The organism is Streptomyces sp. NPDC054842, from assembly GCF_053611025.1.
In genome coordinates this window covers 53,841-73,114 of the sequence record NZ_JBSGZN010000025.1, presented here as the reverse complement: position 1 = coordinate 73,114, position 19,274 = coordinate 53,841, and the positions used below count along the sequence as shown (strand labels likewise).

Sequence of the window (19,274 nt, the reverse complement as noted above, 5' to 3'; positions counted from 1 at the left end):
CCCTCTCGCTGCGCTCCCCGGACACGCGCATGCCGAGATTACGCCACCGCGGTCACCCGGACGGCCCCGCTTCCGGGCCCCTGACCTGCGTTCGCTAGTTTGTTCGCCGCCGACCCCACCGGCACACCGTCCCCGTGTCATCCGTATCTGTGAGGAGCCGGCGTGGAGTCCGAGTCCACCGTCACCACCTGCTACCGCCATCCCAAGGTGGAGTCGCACGTCCGCTGCACCCGCTGCGACCGCTACATCTGCCCGGACTGCATGCGGGAGGCGGCCGTCGGTCACCAGTGCGTGGAGTGCGTGCGGGACGGCGCGCGGTCGATCCGGCAGGCCCGGACCGTCTTCGGTGGCCGGATCTCGACGGTGCCCGTGGTGACGTACGTGCTGATCGCGCTCAACGTGCTCGCCTACCTCGCCCAGTTGGCCCGCTCCGACGTGACGAGCCGCTTCCAGATGCTGGGCGCCGGCCTGTCCGGACCGGACGGGCACTACGGCTGGCTGGACGGCTACCCCGCCGGCTACCACCCGGAGGGTGTGATCGACGGGGAGTGGTACCGGCTGCTGACCGGCGCGTTCCTCCATCTGCCCGCCACGGAGACGCCGTTCGGCATCCTGCACATCGTGATGAACATGGCCTCGCTGTGGAGCCTGGGCGTCGTCGTGGAGGCCCGGCTCGGCCGCGTCCGCTACCTCGCCCTGTACCTGCTGTCGGCGCTCGGCGGCTCGGTCCTGGTGCTGCTGATCGCGCCGTACGTCCCCGTGGTCGGCGCCTCGGGCGCGATCTTCGGAGTGGGTGCCGCGTACTACGTGACGGCCCGCCGGATCGGCGGGGACATGCGGCAGGTCAACCAGTTCATCGGGAGTCTGCTGCTCTGGCTGCTGATCTCGGCGGGCCTGACGTCCTGGCAGGGCCACCTGGGCGGTCTGCTGACGGGCGGCGCCGTGACCCTCGCCTACGCCTACGCGCCGCGCGGGCGCCACCGGGCGCTGGTGCAGGCCTGCGCGTGCGTGGCGCTGCTGACGCTCCTGGTGGTACTGGCGGTGGTCAAGCAGTCGGCCCTGGCGAGCGGACTGGCCTGAGCCCTGCGGGGTGCGTGCCCGCCGTACCCTGTGCGGCATGAAACGTGCCGTCGGCCTGCTGTGGGCCACCGTCCCCCTCGTGGCCGCGGCGGCCGTCTGGTGCGCGCTGCCCGATCACGCGGGCACGCGGGACGACAAGGGCGGCGCGACCGCGTCGCGGCCCGCCGGTCCGTCCGCCGCGCCCGAGGCGGGCGGCGGACGGACCGCTCCCCGGCCGTCCGGCCTCGCCGCGCCCGGCAAGAAGGAACTGGCCCAGCAGCTGGTGGCGAGCGCCGAGAACTCCACGCTCGACTGGCGCGGGCAGTACGGCTACATCGAGGACATCGGGGACGGCCGGGGCTACACCGCCGGCATCGTCGGCTTCTGCTCCGGCACCCACGACCTGCTCACCGTCGTGGAGCGCTACACCGAGGAGCGGCCCGGCAACCCGCTCGCGCGCTACCTCCCGGCGCTGCGCGAGGTGGACGGCACGGACTCCCACCGCGGTCTCGGGCCGCGGTTCACTGCGGCCTGGAAGGCGGAGGCCCGCGTCGCGGCGTTCCGCCGGGTCCAGGACGAGGAGCGCGACCGCGTGTACTTCGATCCCGCGGTCCGGCGCGCGAAGCTCGACGGTCTCGGCACGCTCGGCCAGTTCGTCTACTACGACGCGATGGTCATGCACGGCGCCGGGCGGGGCCCCGACGGCTTCGACGGCATGCGCGAGAGGGCGATCGCGCAGGCGGACACCCCGGCCGAGGGCGGCTCCGAGAAGGCGTACCTCGACATCTTCCTGGACATCCGCCGCCGCGCCATGAAGGCGTCCCCCGACCACCGCGACACCAGCCGCATCGACACCGCCCAGCGCCGCTTCCTGTACGACGGCAACCTGGACCTGGACACCCCGCTGACGTGGAAGGTCTACGGGGAGACGTACGAGGTCGGGTAGCCGCCCGGACGCGGACGCACCACGGCGCCCACCCGGACCGCCCGGACGCGGACGCACCACGGCGCCCACCCAGGTCCGGTCGGGGACGGGCAGGCGCCGCGTTCAGTTCCGTACGCCTTTGTACGGGACGACTGTGGGGGTGGGGCGTCAGACCATGAGGGAGCGGTCCGTCGGGCGGATCGGGGCCGGCAGGTCGCTGGCCCCGGTCAGGAAGCGGTCGACCCCGCGGGCGGCCGAGCGGCCCTCCGCGATGGCCCAGACGATGAGCGACTGGCCGCGGCCCGCGTCACCGGCGACGAAGACGCCGGGCACGTTGGTCTGGTAGTCGCCGTCGCGGGCGATGTTGCCGCGCTCGTCGAGGTCGAGGCCGAACTGCGAGACCAGGCCGTTCTGGACGTCCGTGCCGGTGAAGCCCATCGCCAGGGTGACCAGCTGGGCCGGGATCTTCCGCTCCGTGCCCGGCTTCTGGGTGAGCTTGCCGTCGACGAACTCCACCTCGACGAGGTGCAGCCACTGGACGTTGCCGTCCTCGTCGCCCTCGAAGTGGGTGGTGTTGACGGAGTAGACCCGCTCACCGCCCTCCTCGTGCGCGGAGGTGACCTTGTACAGCATCGGGAAGGTCGGCCACGGCTGGTGCGGGGCGCGGTCCTCGCCGGGCCTCGGCATGATCTCCAGCTGCGTGACGGAGGCGGCGCCCTGGCGGTGGGCGGTGCCGACGCAGTCGGCGCCGGTGTCCCCGCCGCCGATCACGACGACGTGCTTGCCCTCGGCGGTGATCGGGGGCGCCACGTAGTCGCCCTCCTGCACCTTGTTGGCGAGGGGCAGGTACTCCATCGCCTGGTGGATGCCGTTCAGTTCGCGGCCCGGGACGGGCAGGTCGCGGGCGGTGGTGGCGCCGGCGGCGACGACCACGGCGTCGTACCGCTTGCGCAGGTCCGTCGCCTTGAGGTCGCGGCCGATCTCGATGCCGGTCCGGAAGCGGGTGCCCTCCGCGCGCATCTGCTCGATACGCCGGTTGATGTGCCGCTTCTCCATCTTGAACTCGGGGATGCCGTAGCGCAGCAGGCCCCCGACGCGGTCGGCGCGCTCGTACACCGCGACCGTGTGGCCGGCCCGGGTCAGCTGCTGGGCGGCGGCGAGGCCCGCCGGGCCCGAGCCGACGACGGCGACCGTCTTGCCGCTGAGGCGCTCGGGGATCTGCGGGGCGACGTCCCCGGTGTCCCACGCCTTGTCGATGATCGAGACCTCGACGTTCTTGATGGTCACGGCGGGCTGGTTGATGCCGAGCACGCAGGCCGACTCACAGGGCGCCGGGCACAGGCGCCCGGTGAACTCCGGGAAGTTGTTGGTCGCGTGCAGCCGCTCCGACGCCGCCTGCCAGTCCTCGCGGTAGGCGTAGTCGTTCCACTCGGGGATCAGGTTCCCGAGCGGACAGCCGTTGTGGCAGAACGGGATGCCGCAGTCCATGCAGCGCGAGGCCTGCGTGGGGATGATCGGCAGCAGCGAGCCGGGAACATAGACCTCGTTCCAGTCCCGCACGCGCTCCTCGACGGGGCGGGACCGGGCGACCTCGCGGCCGTGGTTGAGAAAGCCCTTGGGATCAGCCATTGGTCGCCGCCTCCATCATCTTCTCGGTGATCTCGGTCTCGGAGAGACCGGCTCGCTCGGCGGCGTCCTTGGCGGCGAGCACTGCCTTGTACGTGCTGGGGATGATCTTGCTGAAGCGGGCCACCGCGGTGTCCCACTCGGCCAGGAGCTTCTCGGCGACGGTCGAGCCCGTCTCCTCCTGGTGGCGGCGCACCACGTCGTGCAGCCACTGCTTGTCGGTGTCGTCGAGGGCCTCGACCGCGCCGACGCTGGCGGCGTTCACGTTGTCGGGGTTCAGGTCGATGACGTACGCGATGCCGCCGGACATGCCGGCCGCGAAGTTGCGGCCGGTCTCGCCGAGGACGACCGCGTGACCGCCGGTCATGTACTCGCAGCCGTGGTCGCCCACGCCCTCGGACACCACGGTGGCGCCGGAGTTGCGGACGCAGAAGCGCTCGCCGGTGCGGCCGCGCAGGAACAGCTCTCCGCCCGTCGCGCCGTACGCGATCGTGTTGCCCGCGATGGTGGAGTACTCGGCGAGGTGGTCGGCGCCCCGGTCGGGACGGACGACGACCCTTCCGCCGGACAGGCCCTTGCCGACGTAGTCGTTGGCGTCGCCCTCCAGGCGCAGCGTGACACCGCGCGGCAGGAAGGCGCCGAAGGACTGGCCCGCGGAACCGGTGAAGGTGATGTCGATGGTGTCGTCGGGCAGGCCCGCGCCGCCGAACTTCTTCGTCACCTCGTGGCCGAGCATCGTGCCGACCGTGCGGTTGATGTTGCGGATCGGGACCTGGGCGCGGACCGGGCGGGCGTCGGCCTGGGAGTTCGCGGCCAGCGCGTCGCCGGCGAGCCTGATCAGCTCGTTGTCCAGCGCCTTCTCCAGGCCGTGGTCCTGCTCGATCACCTGGTGCAGCGAGGCGCCCTCGGGCAGCTCGGGCACGTAGAACAGCGGGGACAGGTCCAGGCCCTGCGCCTTCCAGTGGTCGACGGCACGGGTGACGTCGAGCGCCTCTGCGTGGCCGACGGCCTCCTCGATGGAGCGGAAGCCCAGCTCGGCGAGGATCTCGCGGACCTCCTCGGCGATGAACTGGAAGAAGTTCACGACGTACTCGGCCTTGCCCGCGAACCTGTCCCGCAGGGTGGGGTTCTGGGTGGCGATGCCGACCGGACAGGTGTCGAGGTGGCAGACGCGCATCATGACGCAGCCGGAGACGACGAGCGGCGCGGTCGCGAAACCGAACTCCTCGGCGCCGAGCAGCGCGGCGATGACGACGTCGCGGCCGGTCTTCAGCTGGCCGTCGGTCTGCACGACGATGCGGTCGCGCAGGCCGTTGAGCAGCAGGGTCTGCTGGGTCTCGGCGAGGCCGAGCTCCCAGGGGCCGCCCGCGTGCTTGAGCGAGGTCAGCGGGGAGGCGCCGGTGCCGCCGTCGTGGCCGGAGATGAGCACCACGTCCGCGTGCGCCTTGGAGACACCCGCGGCGACCGTGCCGACGCCGACCTCGGAGACCAGCTTGACGTGGATCCGCGCCCGCGGGTTCGCGTTCTTCAGGTCGTGGATCAGCTGGGCGAGGTCTTCGATGGAGTAGATGTCGTGGTGCGGCGGCGGCGAGATCAGGCCGACGCCGGGGGTGCTGTGCCGGGTCTTGGCGACCCAGGGGTACACCTTGTGGCCGGGCAGCTGGCCGCCCTCGCCGGGCTTGGCGCCCTGCGCCATCTTGATCTGGATGTCGTCGGCGTTGACCAGGTACTCGGAGGTGACGCCGAAGCGGCCGGAGGCGACCTGCTTGATCGACGAACGGCGCGCGGGGTCGTACAGCCGGTCCGCGTCCTCGCCGCCCTCACCGGTGTTGGACTTGCCGCCCAGCTGGTTCATGGCGATGGCGAGGGTCTCGTGCGCCTCCTTGGAGATGGAGCCGTACGACATGGCGCCGGTGGAGAAGCGCTTGACGATCTCGGTGACCGGCTCGACCTCGTCGATGGAGATCGGCTCGCGGCCGGAGGAGAAGCCGAACAGGCCGCGCAGCGTCATCAGGCGCTCGGACTGCTCGTTCACGCGGTCCGTGTACTTCTTGAAGATGTCGTAGCGGCGGGTGCGCGTGGAGTGCTGGAGGCGGAAGACCGTCTCCGGGTCGAACAGGTGCGGTTCGCCCTCGCGGCGCCACTGGTACTCGCCCCCTATCTCCAGGGCGCGGTGCGCGGGCGCGATGCCGGAGGCCGGGTACGCCTTGGAGTGGCGGGCGGCGACCTCCTTGGCGATGACGTCGAGGCCGGCGCCGCCGATCTTCGTCGCGGTGCCGTTGAAGTACTTCTCGACGAAGGCCTGGTCCAGGCCGACGGCCTCGAAGACCTGGGCGCCGCGGTAGGAGGCGACGGTCGAGATGCCCATCTTGGACATGACCTTCAGGACGCCCTTGCCGAGGGCGTAGATCAGGTTGCGGATGGCCTGCTCGGGCTCGATGCCCTCCAGGAACGTGCCCGCGCGGACCAGGTCCTCGACGGACTCCATGGCCAGGTACGGGTTGACGGCGGCGGCGCCGTAGCCGATGAGGAGGGCCACGTGGTGGACCTCGCGGACGTCGCCGGCCTCGACCAGCAGACCCACCTGGGTGCGCTGCTTGGTGCGGATGAGGTGGTGGTGGACGGCCGCGGTGAGCAGCAGCGAGGGGATCGGCGCGTGCTCGGCGTCGGAGTGCCGGTCGGACAGGACGATGAGCCGGGCGCCGTTCTCGATGGCGGCGTCGGCCTCGGCGCAGATCTCCTCGATCCGGGCGGCCAGCGAGTCGCCGCCGCCGGAGACCCGGTACAGGCCGGACAGCGTCGCGGCCTTCATACCGGGCATGTCGCCGTCGGCGTTGATGTGGATGAGCTTGGCCAGCTCGTCGTTGTCGATCACCGGGAACGGCAGGGTGACGCTCCGGCAGGACGCGGCGGTCGGCTCCAGGAGGTTGCCCTGCGGGCCCAGCGAGGAGCGCAGGGAGGTGACGAGCTCCTCGCGGATGGCGTCCAGCGGCGGGTTGGTGACCTGCGCGAACAGCTGCGTGAAGTAGTCGAAGAGCAGGCGCGGGCGCTGCGAGAGCGCGGCGATGGGGGTGTCCGTGCCCATCGAGCCGATCGGCTCGGCGGCGGCCCGGGCCATCGGCGCGACGATGACGCGCAGCTCCTCCTCGGTGTAGCCGAAGGTCTGCTGGCGGCGGGTGACCGACGCGTGCGTGTGCACGATGTGCTCGCGCTCGGGCAGGTCGGACAGCTCGATCTCGCCGGCCTCCAGCCACTCCGCGTAGGGCTTCTCGGCGGCGAGGGCGGCCTTGATCTCGTCGTCCTCGATGATGCGGTGCTCGGCGGTGTCCACGAGGAACATGCGGCCGGGCTGGAGGCGGCCCTTGCGGACGACCTTCGCGGGGTCGATGTCGAGGACGCCGACCTCGGAGCCGAGGACGACGAGGCCGTCGTCGGTGACCCAGTAGCGGCCGGGGCGCAGGCCGTTGCGGTCGAGGACCGCGCCGACCTGGGTGCCGTCGGTGAAGGTGACGCAGGCGGGGCCGTCCCAGGGCTCCATCTGCGTGGCGTGGTACTGGTAGAACGCGCGGCGGGCCGGGTCCATGGAGTCGTGGTTCTCCCACGCCTCCGGGATCATCATGAGCACGCTGTGCGGCAGGGAGCGGCCGCCGAGGTGCAGCAGCTCCAGGACCTCGTCGAAGGACGCCGAGTCGGAGGCGTCCGGCGTGCAGACGGGGAAGATGCGCTCCAGCTTGTCGCTGCCGAACAGGTCGGAGACGAGCTGCGACTCGCGCGCCTTCATCCAGTTCCGGTTGCCCTTGACCGTGTTGATCTCGCCGTTGTGCGCGACGAAGCGGTACGGGTGGGCGAGCGGCCAGCTGGGGAAGGTGTTGGTGGAGAACCGGGAGTGCACGAGCGCGATCGCGGAGGCGAAGCGGCGGTCGGACAGGTCCGGGAAGAAGGGCTCGAGCTGGCCGGTGGTCAGCATGCCCTTGTAGACGATGGTGCGGGCCGACAGGGACGGGAAGTAGACACCGGCCTCGCGCTCGGCGCGCTTGCGCAGCACGAACGCCTTGCGGTCGAGCGCGATGCCACTGCTCACACCGTCGGCCACGAAGAGCTGGCGGAAGGCGGGCATCGTCGAGCGCGCGGTGGCGCCGAGGAGCTGCGGGGCGACCGGGACCTCGCGCCAGCCGAGGACGGTGAGGCCCTCTTCCGCGGCGAACGTCTCGATCCGTGAGACGGCGGCGTCGGCGCCGTCCTGGGGCAGGAAGGCGATGCCGACCGCGTAGGAACCGGCCTCGGGCAGCTCGAAGGCCGCCACCTCACGGAAGAAGGCGTCCGGGACCTGGGACAGGATGCCGGCACCGTCGCCCGAGTCGGGCTCGGAGCCGGTGGCACCGCGGTGCTCCAGGTTGCGCAGAACCGTGAGCGCCTGCTCGACCAGCGCATGGCTCGCCTCGCCGGTGAGGGTGGCCACGAAGCCGACGCCGCAGGCGTCGTGCTCGTTGCGGGGGTCGTACATACCCTGCGCAGCAGGGCGAGCATCCATGAAGGACCAGTTCTGGCCATTCGCGGAGTGCTGGGACGGCTGGCGCGGCGTACGCATCGGCTCTCCCGTCGTCGTCGTGGCATATGCATTGCCGAGGGACGACGTTGGCCCTCTGCGGTGGAGTGCAAAATTTCGTGCAGGTTACATGATGGGACGGTTCTCGGGAACCGGATACTTCGTTCCAACATGCGGACACCGCGGTCGCGGCGGGGGTACCGCGCACGGCGGTGGAGTGTGGGGCCCCCGCGGACAGATCGATGTCCTGGGGCCCGGGCCCGGCGGGCGTCGTCGCCCGTCGCGCAGGGTGCGGCGCGGGCCTCGTTGCCCACGCGCTTACGGGTCATGCCCAGTGGTTAAGCGTTCGAAACCGCCGAGTAACAACTACTTATGCAGTCCCGTGCATAAGTCCGTCGGGCCTCATCCTACGGCCGTGCCGAACCAGCTGCCCAGGGCGTACGTCACACCCGCCGCGGCGCCACCGAGAGCGAGCTGCCGCAGACCGCTGTACCACCAGGAACGCGCCGTCACCCTGGCCACCACGGCGCCGCACGCGAAGAGCCCCAGGAGCGCCAGCAGCACCGCGGGCCACAGCGCGGTCGCGCCCAGCAGGTAGGGCAGGACGGGAAGCAGGGCGCCCAGGGCGAAGGACCCGAAGCTGGAGACGGCGGCGACGGACGGCGAGGGCAGGTCGCCCGGGTCGATGCCGAGTTCCTCGCGCGCGTGTATCTCCAGTGCCTGCTCGGGGTCGCGCGACAGCTGCCTGGCGACCTCCCCGGCCAGCTCCGGGTCGACGCCGCGGGCCTCGTACAGCTCGGCGAGCTCGCGCTCCTCGTCCTTCGGGTGCTTGCGCAGCTCGCGCCGCTCGACGTCGAGTTCGGCCTCGACCAGCTCGCGCTGGGAGGCGACCGAGGTGTACTCGCCCGCGGCCATCGAGAAGGCGCCGGCCGCGAGACCCGCGAGCCCGGTGACGACGATGGTCTGGTGGGCCACGGACCCGCCGGCGACGCCGGTCATGAGGGCGAGGTTGGACACCAGTCCGTCCATCGCGCCGAAGACGGCGGGACGCAGCCATCCGCCGGTGACGTCGCGGTGCGTGTGGTTGTCGCGGTGGGCTTCGTGCAGTGCGGCTTCGGTGTCGATGATGGCCATCGCGGTCCCCCAGGCAGGCATTGTTTGGACGAGTTCTACTTTTCGACAACAACAAAGGTACGCCGGGAATTTCACGCCCGCCAGCAAGGAAAGGCTGCGCTAACCTGCATCTTTGCCCTCCGCCGCTCTTCCGTGGATCACCTCGCACGGCTGTCGACCGGGTGACGCTACGGGCCGCGAGGCAGTGCCGAACCGTTCCGGTGGGACAGATCCGCAAAGGGTTCCGCGCACGGTTCCGCGCCCTGGTGCCGCACACGGTTCCGCGCTGTGGCTCCGCCCGCCGTGACGGGAGCCGCGAGAGAGAGGCACCGTATGGCTTCCATCGCCTGCATTCCCTCGGGCCCGGCATCCCAGGACGCCGCCGACCTGCGCGACCGGGCGCGCGGTGCGCTCCTCGGCCTCGCCGTCGGGGACGCGCTCGGAGCGCCCGCCGAGAACATGAAGCCGTCCGAGATCCGGGCGCGGTGGGGCCGGATCACCGGCTACGTCGCCGAGCACCCGGCCGGCACCGACGACACCGAGTACGCGATCTTCTCCGGGCTGCTGCTGGCCCGCCACGGCTCGGCCCTCACCGTGACCCATGTCGAGACGGCCTGGCACCAGTGGATCGCCGACCGGGACGAGGGCCCGTTCCGGGGCGCCGGGTTCAGCGAGCGGGGCACCCTGGAGAACCTGCGCCGGGGGCTGGCGGCGCCGATCTCCGCCCAGCACCGGCACGCCTGGAGCGACGGTCTCGCGATGCGCGCGGCCCCCTTCGGCGTCTTCGCGGCGGGGCGTCCGGCGGAGGCGGCCCGCCTGGTGGCGATCGACGGTTCGGTCAGCCACGAGGGGGAGGGCATCTACGGCGGCCAGGCGGTGGCGGCGGGCGTCGCGGCGGCGATGACCGGGGCGCCGACCATCGCCGTCGTGGCCTGCGCCCTCGCTGTGATCCCGGACGACTCCTGGACGGCCCGGTCCCTGCGGCGCGCGGTCGCGGTCGCCCACCGGGGCGAACGCGCGGTCCGCTCCGCGGTCGTCATCGGCGGCTACCCGTGGACGGACCTGGCCCCCGAGGCCGTCGCCCTCGCCTTCGGCGCGTACGCGGCCGCCGACGGCGACTTCACGGAATCCGTCCTCACGGCCGTGAACATGGGACGCGACGCGGACACGACGGCGGCGGTCGCCGGGGCGCTGGCCGGCGCCACGTGCGGCGCCCGCTCCGTGCCGGCCGCGTGGGCGTCCGCCATCGGTCCGGCCCGGGGCAGCTGCCTGCCCTCCATGGCGGGCCACCACGTGCTGGACGTGGCGGAGCTGCTGACCCCGGAGGACGAGGACAGGTGGACCGCGGGCGCCGGCCCCGCGGCCCGCACGGTCCAGGACCCGCAGCGCGGCGCGGCCCACCTCGACGGGGTACGGCCGTGACGCCCGGCCTGGTCGGAGACGAGCCCGGCGAGGGCGCGGCGTCCGACGCCCCCGCCGCACTCCCCACCGGCCTCACGGCCCCGGCACTCACCGACGACACCCCGCCGACACCCGCTGGACCCCCTACCGCGGCCCCGGCCTGCACGCCGGGCAGGGACACCCCGGCACTCCGCCCCGACCTACCGCTCACCACTCCGGCACCCGGCCCCACCGCCCCGAGCGAGGACGCCTCCCCGGCCCTCCCCGGCACCCCGCCCAGCGCCCTCGCCACGACACCGACCGCCCCCACCGACGACACCCCCAGGCCCCACCCGGTCCCACCACCCACAACCCCGGCAACCGGCCCCAACACCCCGTGCAAGGACACCTCCCCGGCCCTCCCCGGCACCCCGCCCAGCGCCCTCGCCACGACACCGACCGCCCCCACCGACGACACCCCCACGCCCCACCCCGCCCCACCTCCCACCACCCCGGCGACCGGACCCACCGTCGGCGACGGCCCAGCGTCACGGCCCGGCTCGCCGCTCGTCATCCTCATCAAGACGGTCCCCGAGGCGGGGTCCGGCCGGGTCACCCAGGGCCGGGGCGGGGCGGCGGTGCGGCGGATCGAGGGGCTACTGCTCGGGCTGGCCGCGGGGGACGCGGCCGGATGGCCCGCGGCCCGGCACCGGGCCGCGCGGATGCCCGAGTGGACGCGGCGCCTCACCCGGGAGCTGGACACCTTCGCGGAGCAGAACGCCACCACCACGCTGCCCGTGCCGATCGCCCTCAACCAGCCGCCCGAGCCCCTGCGGCTCGGCCCGTCGGACGACGCCGAGTGGGCGGCGTTCGCGGCCGAGGCGGTCCTGCGGGCCGGGGACGCCGGGGCGCTAGGCGACCTCAGCCGGGAGCGCCGGATGCGCGCCGCCATCGACCTGGCGTGGAACGCCGTCGCCGGCGAGGTCGCCGCCGCGGCCGAACGCGCCCCGGAGGTCGAGTCGGCCGTCCTGCCGCTGCGCGCCCGGATCTCCGTCCGGGCCGGCCTCGGCAACCTCGCCGCCGGCCTGCGCCCGCCCGCCACCGGCCACGACAACCCGCACTACTTCGACGACGCTGCCTGCGTACGCGCCTGCGTGCTCGCCGTGGCCCACCCCGGCGAGCCCGGACCCGCCGCGGAACTCGCCGAGTTCGACGCCCGCTACACCCAGGACGGCGACGGCGTGCACGGCGCCCGCGCCATGGCCGCCGCGCTCGCGCTCGCCCTGACCGGGGCGCACGTCGACGCCTGCGTGACGGCCGCGCTCGCCGAGCTGCCGGAGGCGACGGAGATCGGGCGCAACGCCCGGCACGCGATCGCCCTCGCCAGGGCGGCGGACAGCACGTTCGGGCTCGTACCGCTGCTGGAGCACCAGATCGTCGACCACGTCTACAGCTACGGCATCGCCGCCGCCGAGACCGTCCCGGTCGCCCTCGCCCTCGCCACCGCGGCGGGCGGCCGGATCGCCGAGGCGGTGCCGGCCGCCGCGTGCCTGTCCCGGGTCGCCGACTCCGCCCCCGCCCTGGTGGGCGCGCTGACCGGCGCGCTCGGCGGCGGCGACTCGGTCCCCGCCGCCTGGCGCGACGCCTGCCGCACGCTCTCGGGCTGCGCCCTGCCCCGCCTCACGGGCACCGACCTGGTGGAACTCGCCGGACTCCTGGCAGCCACGGAACCGAGCACACCAGGGGGATGATTCGGGCATGACGCCCACCACCACGGAAACCCTGGAAGAACGGATCACCGGGGCCCTCGTCGGAGCCGCCGTCGGCGACGCCCTCGGCGGGCCGGTCGAGGGCTACGCCCCGGAGCAGATCCTCGGACGTCACGGCGGCCGCGTGCACGGTGTCGTCGGCCCCTGGAACGGCGACACCTGGCGCACCGCCCGCCCGATCGCCCCGTACCACAAGGGCGACGGGCACGTCACCGACGACACCCTGATGACGCACGCCCTGGTCCGCGTGTACGCCGCGGTCCGCGACCACCTCGACGCCTACGCGGTCGCCGAGCACCTGGTCCCGGACCTGATGGGCACCCCGCGCTGGATCCCCGAGCTGGAGGCGGAGGCCCTCCCGCTCCAGCGGATCTTCCTCGCCGAGAAGTGGCTGGTGGCCCGGCTCCACTACGGGCACGTCGACCCCCGCGAGGCCGGCACCGGGAACATCGTCAACTGCGGTGCGGCGATGTACATGGCGCCGGTCGGCCTGGTCAACGCGGGCCATCCCGCCGCCGCGTACGCCGAGGCGCTCGACGTCGCCGGCGCCCACCAGTCGTCGTACGGCCGTGAGGCGGCGGGCGTCTTCGCGGCGGCGGTCGCCGCGGCGTGCGCCCCGGGGGCCACCCCCGCCTCGGTCGTCGACGCCTGCCTCGCCCTGGCCAAGGACGGGACGCGGGCCGCCGTCGAGGCCGTCTGCGAAGTCGCCGTCCGGCACACGGACTTCGAGTCGGCGCTGCGGCCGCTGCGCGAGGCCGTGGCCCCCTACGACACGGTCGGCCCGGACTACCGCTCCCCCTCGCTCGGCGCCCGCCGCCCCTCCCGTCTGCACGCGATCGAGGAACTCCCGGTCGCGCTGGGCATGTTGCTGGTCGCCGGCGGCGACTACCGGCACGCCGTGCTGGGTTCGGTCAACTACGGCCGGGACTGCGACTCCATCGCCACGATGTCCGGCGCCCTGGCCGGCGCACTGGGCTCGGCGGTCCCCGAGGACTGGGCGAAGGCGGTCGCCGAGGCGAGCCGTCTCGACCTGCACGCGCCCGCGACGGCCCTCGCGGAGGTCGCCCGCGAGATCTTCGCCCGGGACGTACGGCGCCGGCGGGCCCACGAGGCGGCGTTCGGCGCCCTCACGGGGGCGCCATGCTCCGGCTGACGTGGGTGCAGCCCGAGGACCTGCTCGGCCACGAACTGCGCCAGGCGGCCGAGGACGGCCGCGAGCCGGCCGCCGTCGCGGCCCGCTGGCGGGCGGCCGGCGGCCCCGCGTCGCCCGCCCGGGCGGGCGCCTCGACGGCTCCGGCCTCCCCCTACCTGCGTGTCCTCGCCGAGGACCTGCTCGACGAACTGGCCGACCTGCCCGCCGCCCTGGCGGACCGGGAGCCGACCGGCCTCGAAGGGATCAGGGACCGCTGCCCGGACTGGCCCGCCCGCGACGCGGCCGGCACCCCGGCGCGGGCGCCCGGCCCGCTCCCGCTGGAGGCCGCCTGGGTCGGCCGGGCCGTCGGCTGCCTCCTGGGCAAACCGGTGGAGAAACTGCCCCTGCACGCGATCCGCGCACTGGCCCGGGCCACCGGCAACTGGCCCCTGCACACGTGGTTCACGGCCCGCGGACTGCCCCCCGCGCTGGCGGCGGCCCACCCCTGGAACCGGCGCTCCGCACCGAACTCCCTCGCCGAGAACATCGACGGCATGCCAGAGGACGACGACCTCAACTACCCGCTGCTGAACGTGCTGTTGCTCCAGCGGTACGGCCGCGGCTTCACCACCGCCGACGTGGCCCGGCTCTGGCTGGACGAACTCCCGGCCGGCCGCACGTTCACCGCGGAACGCGTCGCGTACCGCAACCTCCTCAGCGGGGTGGAACCCCCGCGCACGGCCCGCCACCGCAACCCGTTCCGCGAGTGGATCGGCGCCCTCATCCGCGCGGACGTCCACGGCTGGACGAACCCCGGGGACCCGGCGGCCGCCGCCGAGCAGGCCCACCGGGACGCCGTCCTCACCCACACGGCGAACGGCGTCTACGCGGCCATGTTCGCGGCGGCCGTCATCGCCGAGGCGGCCGGCGGCGGGAGCGACGTGCACGCCTGCCTGGGCGCGGGACTCGCCGTCGTCCCGGCCGGCTCCCGGCTGGCCGCGGCGGTCCGCCACGCCGTCGAACTGGCCCGTACGACCGAGGACTTCGACGCGGTGGTGGACGTACTGCACGCCACGCACGGCGCCTACCACTGGGTGCACGCCGTCCCCAACACCGCCCTGCTCGCCGCCGCGCTCACCCACGCGGACGGCGACTTCACCGGCTCGGTCTGCCGCGCGGTGTCGGGCGGCTGGGACACCGACTCCAACGGCGCGACGGCGGGCAGCGTCGCGGGCCTGCTGGCGCGGGACCCCGCCGCCCTGCCCGACCGGTGGACCGCGCTCCTGAAGAACCGACTGGCCACCTCGATCGCCGACTTCGACGGCGTCGGCTTCGACACCCTCGCCCAGCTCACCCACCACCAGAGCCCTCAGGAGGCCAGCCGCCCATGACCCTCATCGCCGTGCTCGGCAGCACGAACATGGACCTCGTCGCGTACGTCGCCAAGGCCCCGCGGCGCGGGGAGACCGTGACGGGCCGGGAGTTCCGCACCATCCCCGGCGGCAAGGGCGCCAACCAGGCCGTCGCCGCCGCCCACGCGGGCGCCGACGTCTCGATGATCGGCGCGGTCGGCTCCGACACGTTCGGGGCCGGACTGCGCGCCACCCTCGAACACTCGGGCGTGGACACCGACCATCTGCGCACCACCGAGGGCCCGTCCGGCACCGCGCACATCGTCGTGGACGACGAGGGTGCCAACGCCATCGTCGTCATCCCCGGCGCGAACGGCACCGTCGACCACCTGGCCCCCGGCGACGAGGCCCTCATCGCCGCCGCCGACGCGCTGCTGCTCCAGCTGGAGATCCCGCTCGCGGCCGTGATCGCCGGCGCCGAGGCCGCCCGCGCCCACGGAGTCCGCACGATCCTGACCCCCTCCCCCGTCCGGCCGCTGCCGCCCGAGCTGCTGGACTCGGTCGACCTGCTCGTCGCCAACCAGCACGAGGCCGCCGCGCTCGGCGGGGTCACCGAGCCCCGGGAGGCGGCCAAGGCCCTGCTCGCCCGGGTCCCGGCCGTGATCGTCACGATGGGCGCGGGCGGCAGCCTGTACGTCGCGCGCGACCACGACCCGATCAGCGTCCCGGCGCCCCAGGTGACCGCCGTGGACACCACCGGCGCGGGCGACACCTTCGTCGGCACCCTCGCCGTCGCGCTCGCCGAGGGCCGGCCGATGGGGTCCGCGCTCGCCTGGGCCTCGGCGGCCGCCGCGCTGTCGGTGCAGCGGCCGGGCGCGTCGTCCTCGATGCCCTGCCGGTCCGAGATCGACGCCCAGGCGTCCCGGCCCGCGTCATGAGCGCCGGGACGGACCACGGCGCCAGGCGGCACACCCCGGCCGCCGACCCGGACGACGGCCGGGACGACGGCCGGGACGGCGCAGAGGGCGGCGCGGGCGCCTCGCGTCGGCCCGGCGCCGGTACGCCGACCCGGGACGGGCCGCTGACCGGCCTGCGCGTGCTCGACCTCGCGACCCTCTTCGCCGGACCCCTGGCCGCCACGATGCTGGGCGACTTCGGCGCCGAGGTGATCAAGGTCGAGCATCCGGTCAGACCGGACCCGTCCCGGGGCCACGGCCCCTCCAAGGACGGTGTGGGGCTGTGGTGGAAGCTCCTCGGCCGCAACAAGCGCGCGATCACCCTGGACCTGTCGAGCCCCGGCGGCCGGGACACCCTGCTCCGTCTCGCCGCGACCGCCGACGTGGTCGTGGAGAACTTCCGCCCCGGCACCCTGGAGAAGTGGGGCCTCGGCTGGGAGGAGCTGTCGGCCGTCAATCCGCGGCTGGTGCTGGCCCGGGTCACCGGCTTCGGCCAGTTCGGCCCGTACGCGCACCGCCCCGGCTTCGGCACGCTGGCGGAGGCGATGAGCGGGTTCGCGGCGATCACCGGCGAACCGGGCGCCCCGCCGACCCTGCCGCCGTTCGGGCTGGCCGACTCGATCGCCGGCCTGGCGACGGCGTACGCGGTGATGACGGCGCTGACGGCCCGGGACCGCACGGGCGCGGGCCAGGTGGTCGACACGGCGATCATCGAGCCGATCCTCACCGTGGTCGGCCCGCAGCCCCTCTGGTACGACCAGCTCGGCCACGTCCAGCCCCGTACCGGCAACCGCTCGGCCAACAACGCGCCGCGCAACACCTACCGCACGGCCGACGGCATGTGGGTCGCGGTGTCCACGTCGGCGCAGTCGGTAGCGGAGCGGCTGATGCGGCTGGTCGGCCGCCCGGAGCTGATCGACGAGCCGTGGTTCGCGACGGGCGCGGAGCGGGCGCGCAACGCGGACGTCCTGGACGAGGCCGTCGGCACGTGGATCGCCCGCCACACCCGCGAGGAGGTCCTGGAGGCCTTCGAGAAGGCGGAGGCGGCGGTGGCGCCGATCCAGGACGTCCGGGACGTCATGGCGGACCCGCAGTACGCGGCCCTGGACAGCATCACGACGGTCGACGACCCCGAACTGGGCCCGCTGCGCATGCAGAACGTCCTCTTCCGGCTCTCCGACACCCCCGGTGCGATCCGCTGGGCGGGCCGTCCGCACGGTGCGGACACGCGGGCGGTGCTCACCGAACTCGGCCTCACCGGGCCGGAGATCGAGGCCCTGCGGGCGGAGGGTGCCCTGTGACCCCGGAACCCCTGCTCACCTGGCTGTACGTGCCCGGGGACCGCCCCGACGTGGTGGCCAAGGCGCTCGGCTGCGGCGCGGACGTCGTCATCGTCGACCTGGAGGACGCGGTGGCCCCCGACCGGAAGGAGTACGCCCGCGAGGCCACGGCGGACCTGCTCTCCGACATCCCGCCGGTCCCGGTCCACGTCCGGGTGAACGCCCTGGACGGCCCTCTGGCCGAGGCCGACCTGGACGTGCTCGCCCGGCTCCCCGGACTGTCCGGGCTGCGGCTGCCGAAGGTGACCTCGCCGCGGGACGTCGTGCGGGTGGCGGAGGGCGCCGTGCCCGCCGAGGGCGGCGCCCCGCGGCTGTACGCCCTGCTGGAGTCGGCCCTCGGTGTGGAGCACGCCTTCGCGGTCGCGTCCTCGCACCACGCCCTGCGCGGCATCGCGCTCGGCGAGGCGGACCTGCGGGCGGACCTCGGCGTACGGGAGGACGCGGGTCTCGACTGGGCGCGCTCCCGCGTGGTCGTGGCCGCCCGGGCCGCGGGTCTGGCGCCGCCCACCCAGTCGGTCTACCCGGACATCCGGGACCTGGACGGGCTGGCCGTGTCCTGTGCCCACGGGCGCGCCCTGGGCTTCCTCGGACGCGCCGCCATCCATCCGCGGCAACTGCCCGTCATCGAGCGGGCGTATCTCCCGACCCCGGAGGAGACCGAGTCCGCGGAGGCGGTCCTGAAGGCGGCCGCCGCCCACCCGGGGGCGCAGGCCCTCCCCGACGGCCGTTTCGTCGACGCGGCCGTGGTGGCGGGCGCCCAGCGGACGCTGGCGCTGGCCCGCCGCCGCGGATGAGGCGTCCGGGCCCACGGCGTCGCCCGCCCGGCACACGGACGGAGGGCACCGGATCCGTGATCCGGTGCCCTCCGTCCCGCAGCGCGGTGTGTCAGCTCTTGTTGGCCGACCCGGCCTCGTCCTTCGTCGCCGGGGCCTTCGCGGCGCCGTCCGCCGTGCCCTCGTCCGCCTTCGCGGACCCGGAGGCGTCGGCGGACTTCCCGTCGGTCCCTTCGGCCTTCCCGTCGGTCCCGCCGTCGGCCTTCTTGCCGAGGTCGACGGCCTCGGGGCCGGTTCCGTCGGTGGTGTCGTCGGCGGTCCCGGCGTCGTCGCCGTCCGCTCCGTCGCCCTTGCCGTCGCCGTCACCGGAGCCGTCCGGGCCGGCCCCGGGCTCCACGACCTCCTCGCGTCCCGGCCGCAGTCGCGCCGAGAGGACGATGTAGACCACCGCGAGGACGAAGACCACGATCGCGGTCCAGTTGTTCAGGCGCAGGCCCAGGAAGTGGTGGGCGTCGTCGACGCGCATGTACTCGATCCAGCCGCGGCCCACGCAGTACGCCGCGACGTACAGCGCGAACGCCCGGCCGTGCCCGAGCTTGAAACGGCGGTCGGCCCAGATCACCAGGAAGCCGACGCCGACGCACCACAGCGACTCGTACAGGAACGTCGGGTGGTAGTAGCCCGGTACCCGTCCGTCCGTCGAGGACGTGATGTGCAGCGCCCAGGGCAGCGACGTCTCCCGCCCGTACAGCTCCTGGTTGAACCAGTTGCCCCAGCGGCCGATGGCCTGGGCGAAGACGATGCCGGGTGCGAGGGCGTCCGCCCACGCGGGCAGCGGGATGCCGCGGCGGCGGCAGCCGATCCACGCGCCCACGGCGCCGAGGGCGATCGCGCCCCAGATGCCGAGTCCGCCCTCCCAGATCTTGAAGGCGTCCACCCAGTCGCGGCCCTCGCTGAAGTACAGCTCGTAGTCCGTGATCACGTGGTAGAGCCGTCCGCCGACCAGGCCGAACGGAACGGCCCAGACCGCGATGTCGGCCACCGTGCCGGGACGCCCGCCGCGGGCGACCCAGCGCTTGTTGCCGAGCCAGACGGCCACGAAGACGCCGATGATGATGCAGAACGCGTAGCCGCGCAGCGGAATGGGGCCGAGGTGCAGCACACCGCGCGACGGGCTGGGGATGTAGGCAAGTTCCATGGCAGGGTCGACGCTACCGTGCCGGACGGGGGCCACGGCGGGCGGCCCGGCTACGGGTCCATAACGGGGAGCGCCCCCGGCCTGCGGGAGACCGGGGGCGGCGCC

General features: G+C 73.9%; 13 protein-coding genes. 9 read left to right on the top strand and 4 right to left on the bottom strand.

The features are described 5' to 3' along the window. Nucleotides 1-162 precede the first annotated feature (162 nt). Together ACWGIS_RS20750 and ACWGIS_RS20745 are read left to right on the top strand one after the other, a co-directional pair. Nucleotides 163-1,080, top strand: a complete 918-nt coding sequence (locus tag ACWGIS_RS20750) for a rhomboid family intramembrane serine protease (protein WP_453363901.1) — start codon at nt 163-165, stop codon at nt 1,078-1,080. A gap of 37 nt (nt 1,081-1,117) precedes the next feature. Then, nucleotides 1,118-2,005 (top strand): chitosanase, encoded by an 888-nt coding sequence (locus tag ACWGIS_RS20745; RefSeq protein WP_453363900.1) that lies wholly within the window; start codon nt 1,118-1,120, stop codon nt 2,003-2,005. A gap of 147 nt (nt 2,006-2,152) precedes the next feature. Here ACWGIS_RS20745 and ACWGIS_RS20740 read toward each other — a convergent pair whose 3' ends face one another. The 3 genes from ACWGIS_RS20740 to ACWGIS_RS20730 all read right to left on the bottom strand — a co-directional run bounded on the left by ACWGIS_RS20740 (nt 2,153) and on the right by ACWGIS_RS20730 (nt 9,290). Then, complete coding sequence (locus tag ACWGIS_RS20740; RefSeq protein ID WP_453363899.1) at nt 2,153-3,613, bottom strand: glutamate synthase subunit beta; 1,461 nt, start codon at nt 3,611-3,613, stop codon at nt 2,153-2,155. Then, on the bottom strand, nt 3,606-8,198 hold the full coding sequence (gene gltB, locus ACWGIS_RS20735; protein WP_453363898.1) for a glutamate synthase large subunit: 4,593 nt from the start codon (nt 8,196-8,198) through the stop codon (nt 3,606-3,608). The genes ACWGIS_RS20740 and gltB overlap by 8 nt, the downstream gene beginning before the upstream one ends. Before the next feature lie 360 nt (nt 8,199-8,558). Next, nucleotides 8,559-9,290 carry a VIT1/CCC1 transporter family protein gene (locus ACWGIS_RS20730; protein ID WP_453363897.1) on the bottom strand — a complete coding sequence of 244 codons (732 nt, stop codon included), beginning with the start codon at nt 9,288-9,290 and terminating at the stop codon, nt 8,559-8,561. Nucleotides 9,291-9,602: 312 nt separating this feature from the next. Between ACWGIS_RS20730 and ACWGIS_RS20725 the strand changes: the two genes are divergently transcribed. From ACWGIS_RS20725 to ACWGIS_RS20695, 7 genes are all read left to right on the top strand, one after another. Then, a complete protein-coding gene (locus ACWGIS_RS20725) occupies nt 9,603-10,691 on the top strand; it encodes an ADP-ribosylglycohydrolase family protein (RefSeq protein ID WP_453363896.1) in 1,089 nt (362 codons plus the stop codon). A 596-nt stretch (nt 10,692-11,287) separates the two neighbouring features. Further along, nucleotides 11,288-12,400 carry an ADP-ribosylglycohydrolase family protein gene (locus tag ACWGIS_RS20720; protein ID WP_453363939.1) on the top strand — a complete coding sequence of 371 codons (1,113 nt, stop codon included), beginning with the start codon at nt 11,288-11,290 and terminating at the stop codon, nt 12,398-12,400. Between the two features lie 7 nt (nt 12,401-12,407). Then, complete coding sequence (locus ACWGIS_RS20715; protein ID WP_453363895.1) at nt 12,408-13,571, top strand: ADP-ribosylglycohydrolase family protein; 1,164 nt, start codon at nt 12,408-12,410, stop codon at nt 13,569-13,571. Further along, a complete protein-coding gene (locus ACWGIS_RS20710) occupies nt 13,559-14,941 on the top strand; it encodes an ADP-ribosylglycohydrolase family protein (protein WP_453363894.1) in 1,383 nt (460 codons plus the stop codon). Before ACWGIS_RS20715 ends, ACWGIS_RS20710 begins: the two co-directional genes overlap by 13 nt. After that, complete coding sequence (gene rbsK, locus ACWGIS_RS20705; RefSeq protein ID WP_453363893.1) at nt 14,938-15,840, top strand: ribokinase; 903 nt, start codon at nt 14,938-14,940, stop codon at nt 15,838-15,840. The genes ACWGIS_RS20710 and rbsK overlap by 4 nt, the downstream gene beginning before the upstream one ends. Next, entirely contained in the window at nt 15,837-17,159 is a 1,323-nt protein-coding gene (locus ACWGIS_RS20700; RefSeq protein WP_453363892.1) for a CaiB/BaiF CoA transferase family protein, read from the top strand. The genes rbsK and ACWGIS_RS20700 overlap by 4 nt, the downstream gene beginning before the upstream one ends. Continuing rightward, nucleotides 17,156-17,992, top strand: a complete 837-nt coding sequence (locus ACWGIS_RS20695) for an HpcH/HpaI aldolase/citrate lyase family protein (protein ID WP_453363891.1) — start codon at nt 17,156-17,158, stop codon at nt 17,990-17,992. The genes ACWGIS_RS20700 and ACWGIS_RS20695 overlap by 4 nt, the downstream gene beginning before the upstream one ends. A 91-nt stretch (nt 17,993-18,083) precedes the next feature. Here ACWGIS_RS20695 and lgt read toward each other — a convergent pair whose 3' ends face one another. Next, a complete protein-coding gene (lgt, locus tag ACWGIS_RS20690) occupies nt 18,084-19,169 on the bottom strand; it encodes a prolipoprotein diacylglyceryl transferase (protein WP_453363890.1) in 1,086 nt (361 codons plus the stop codon). Nucleotides 19,170-19,274 lie beyond the last annotated feature (105 nt).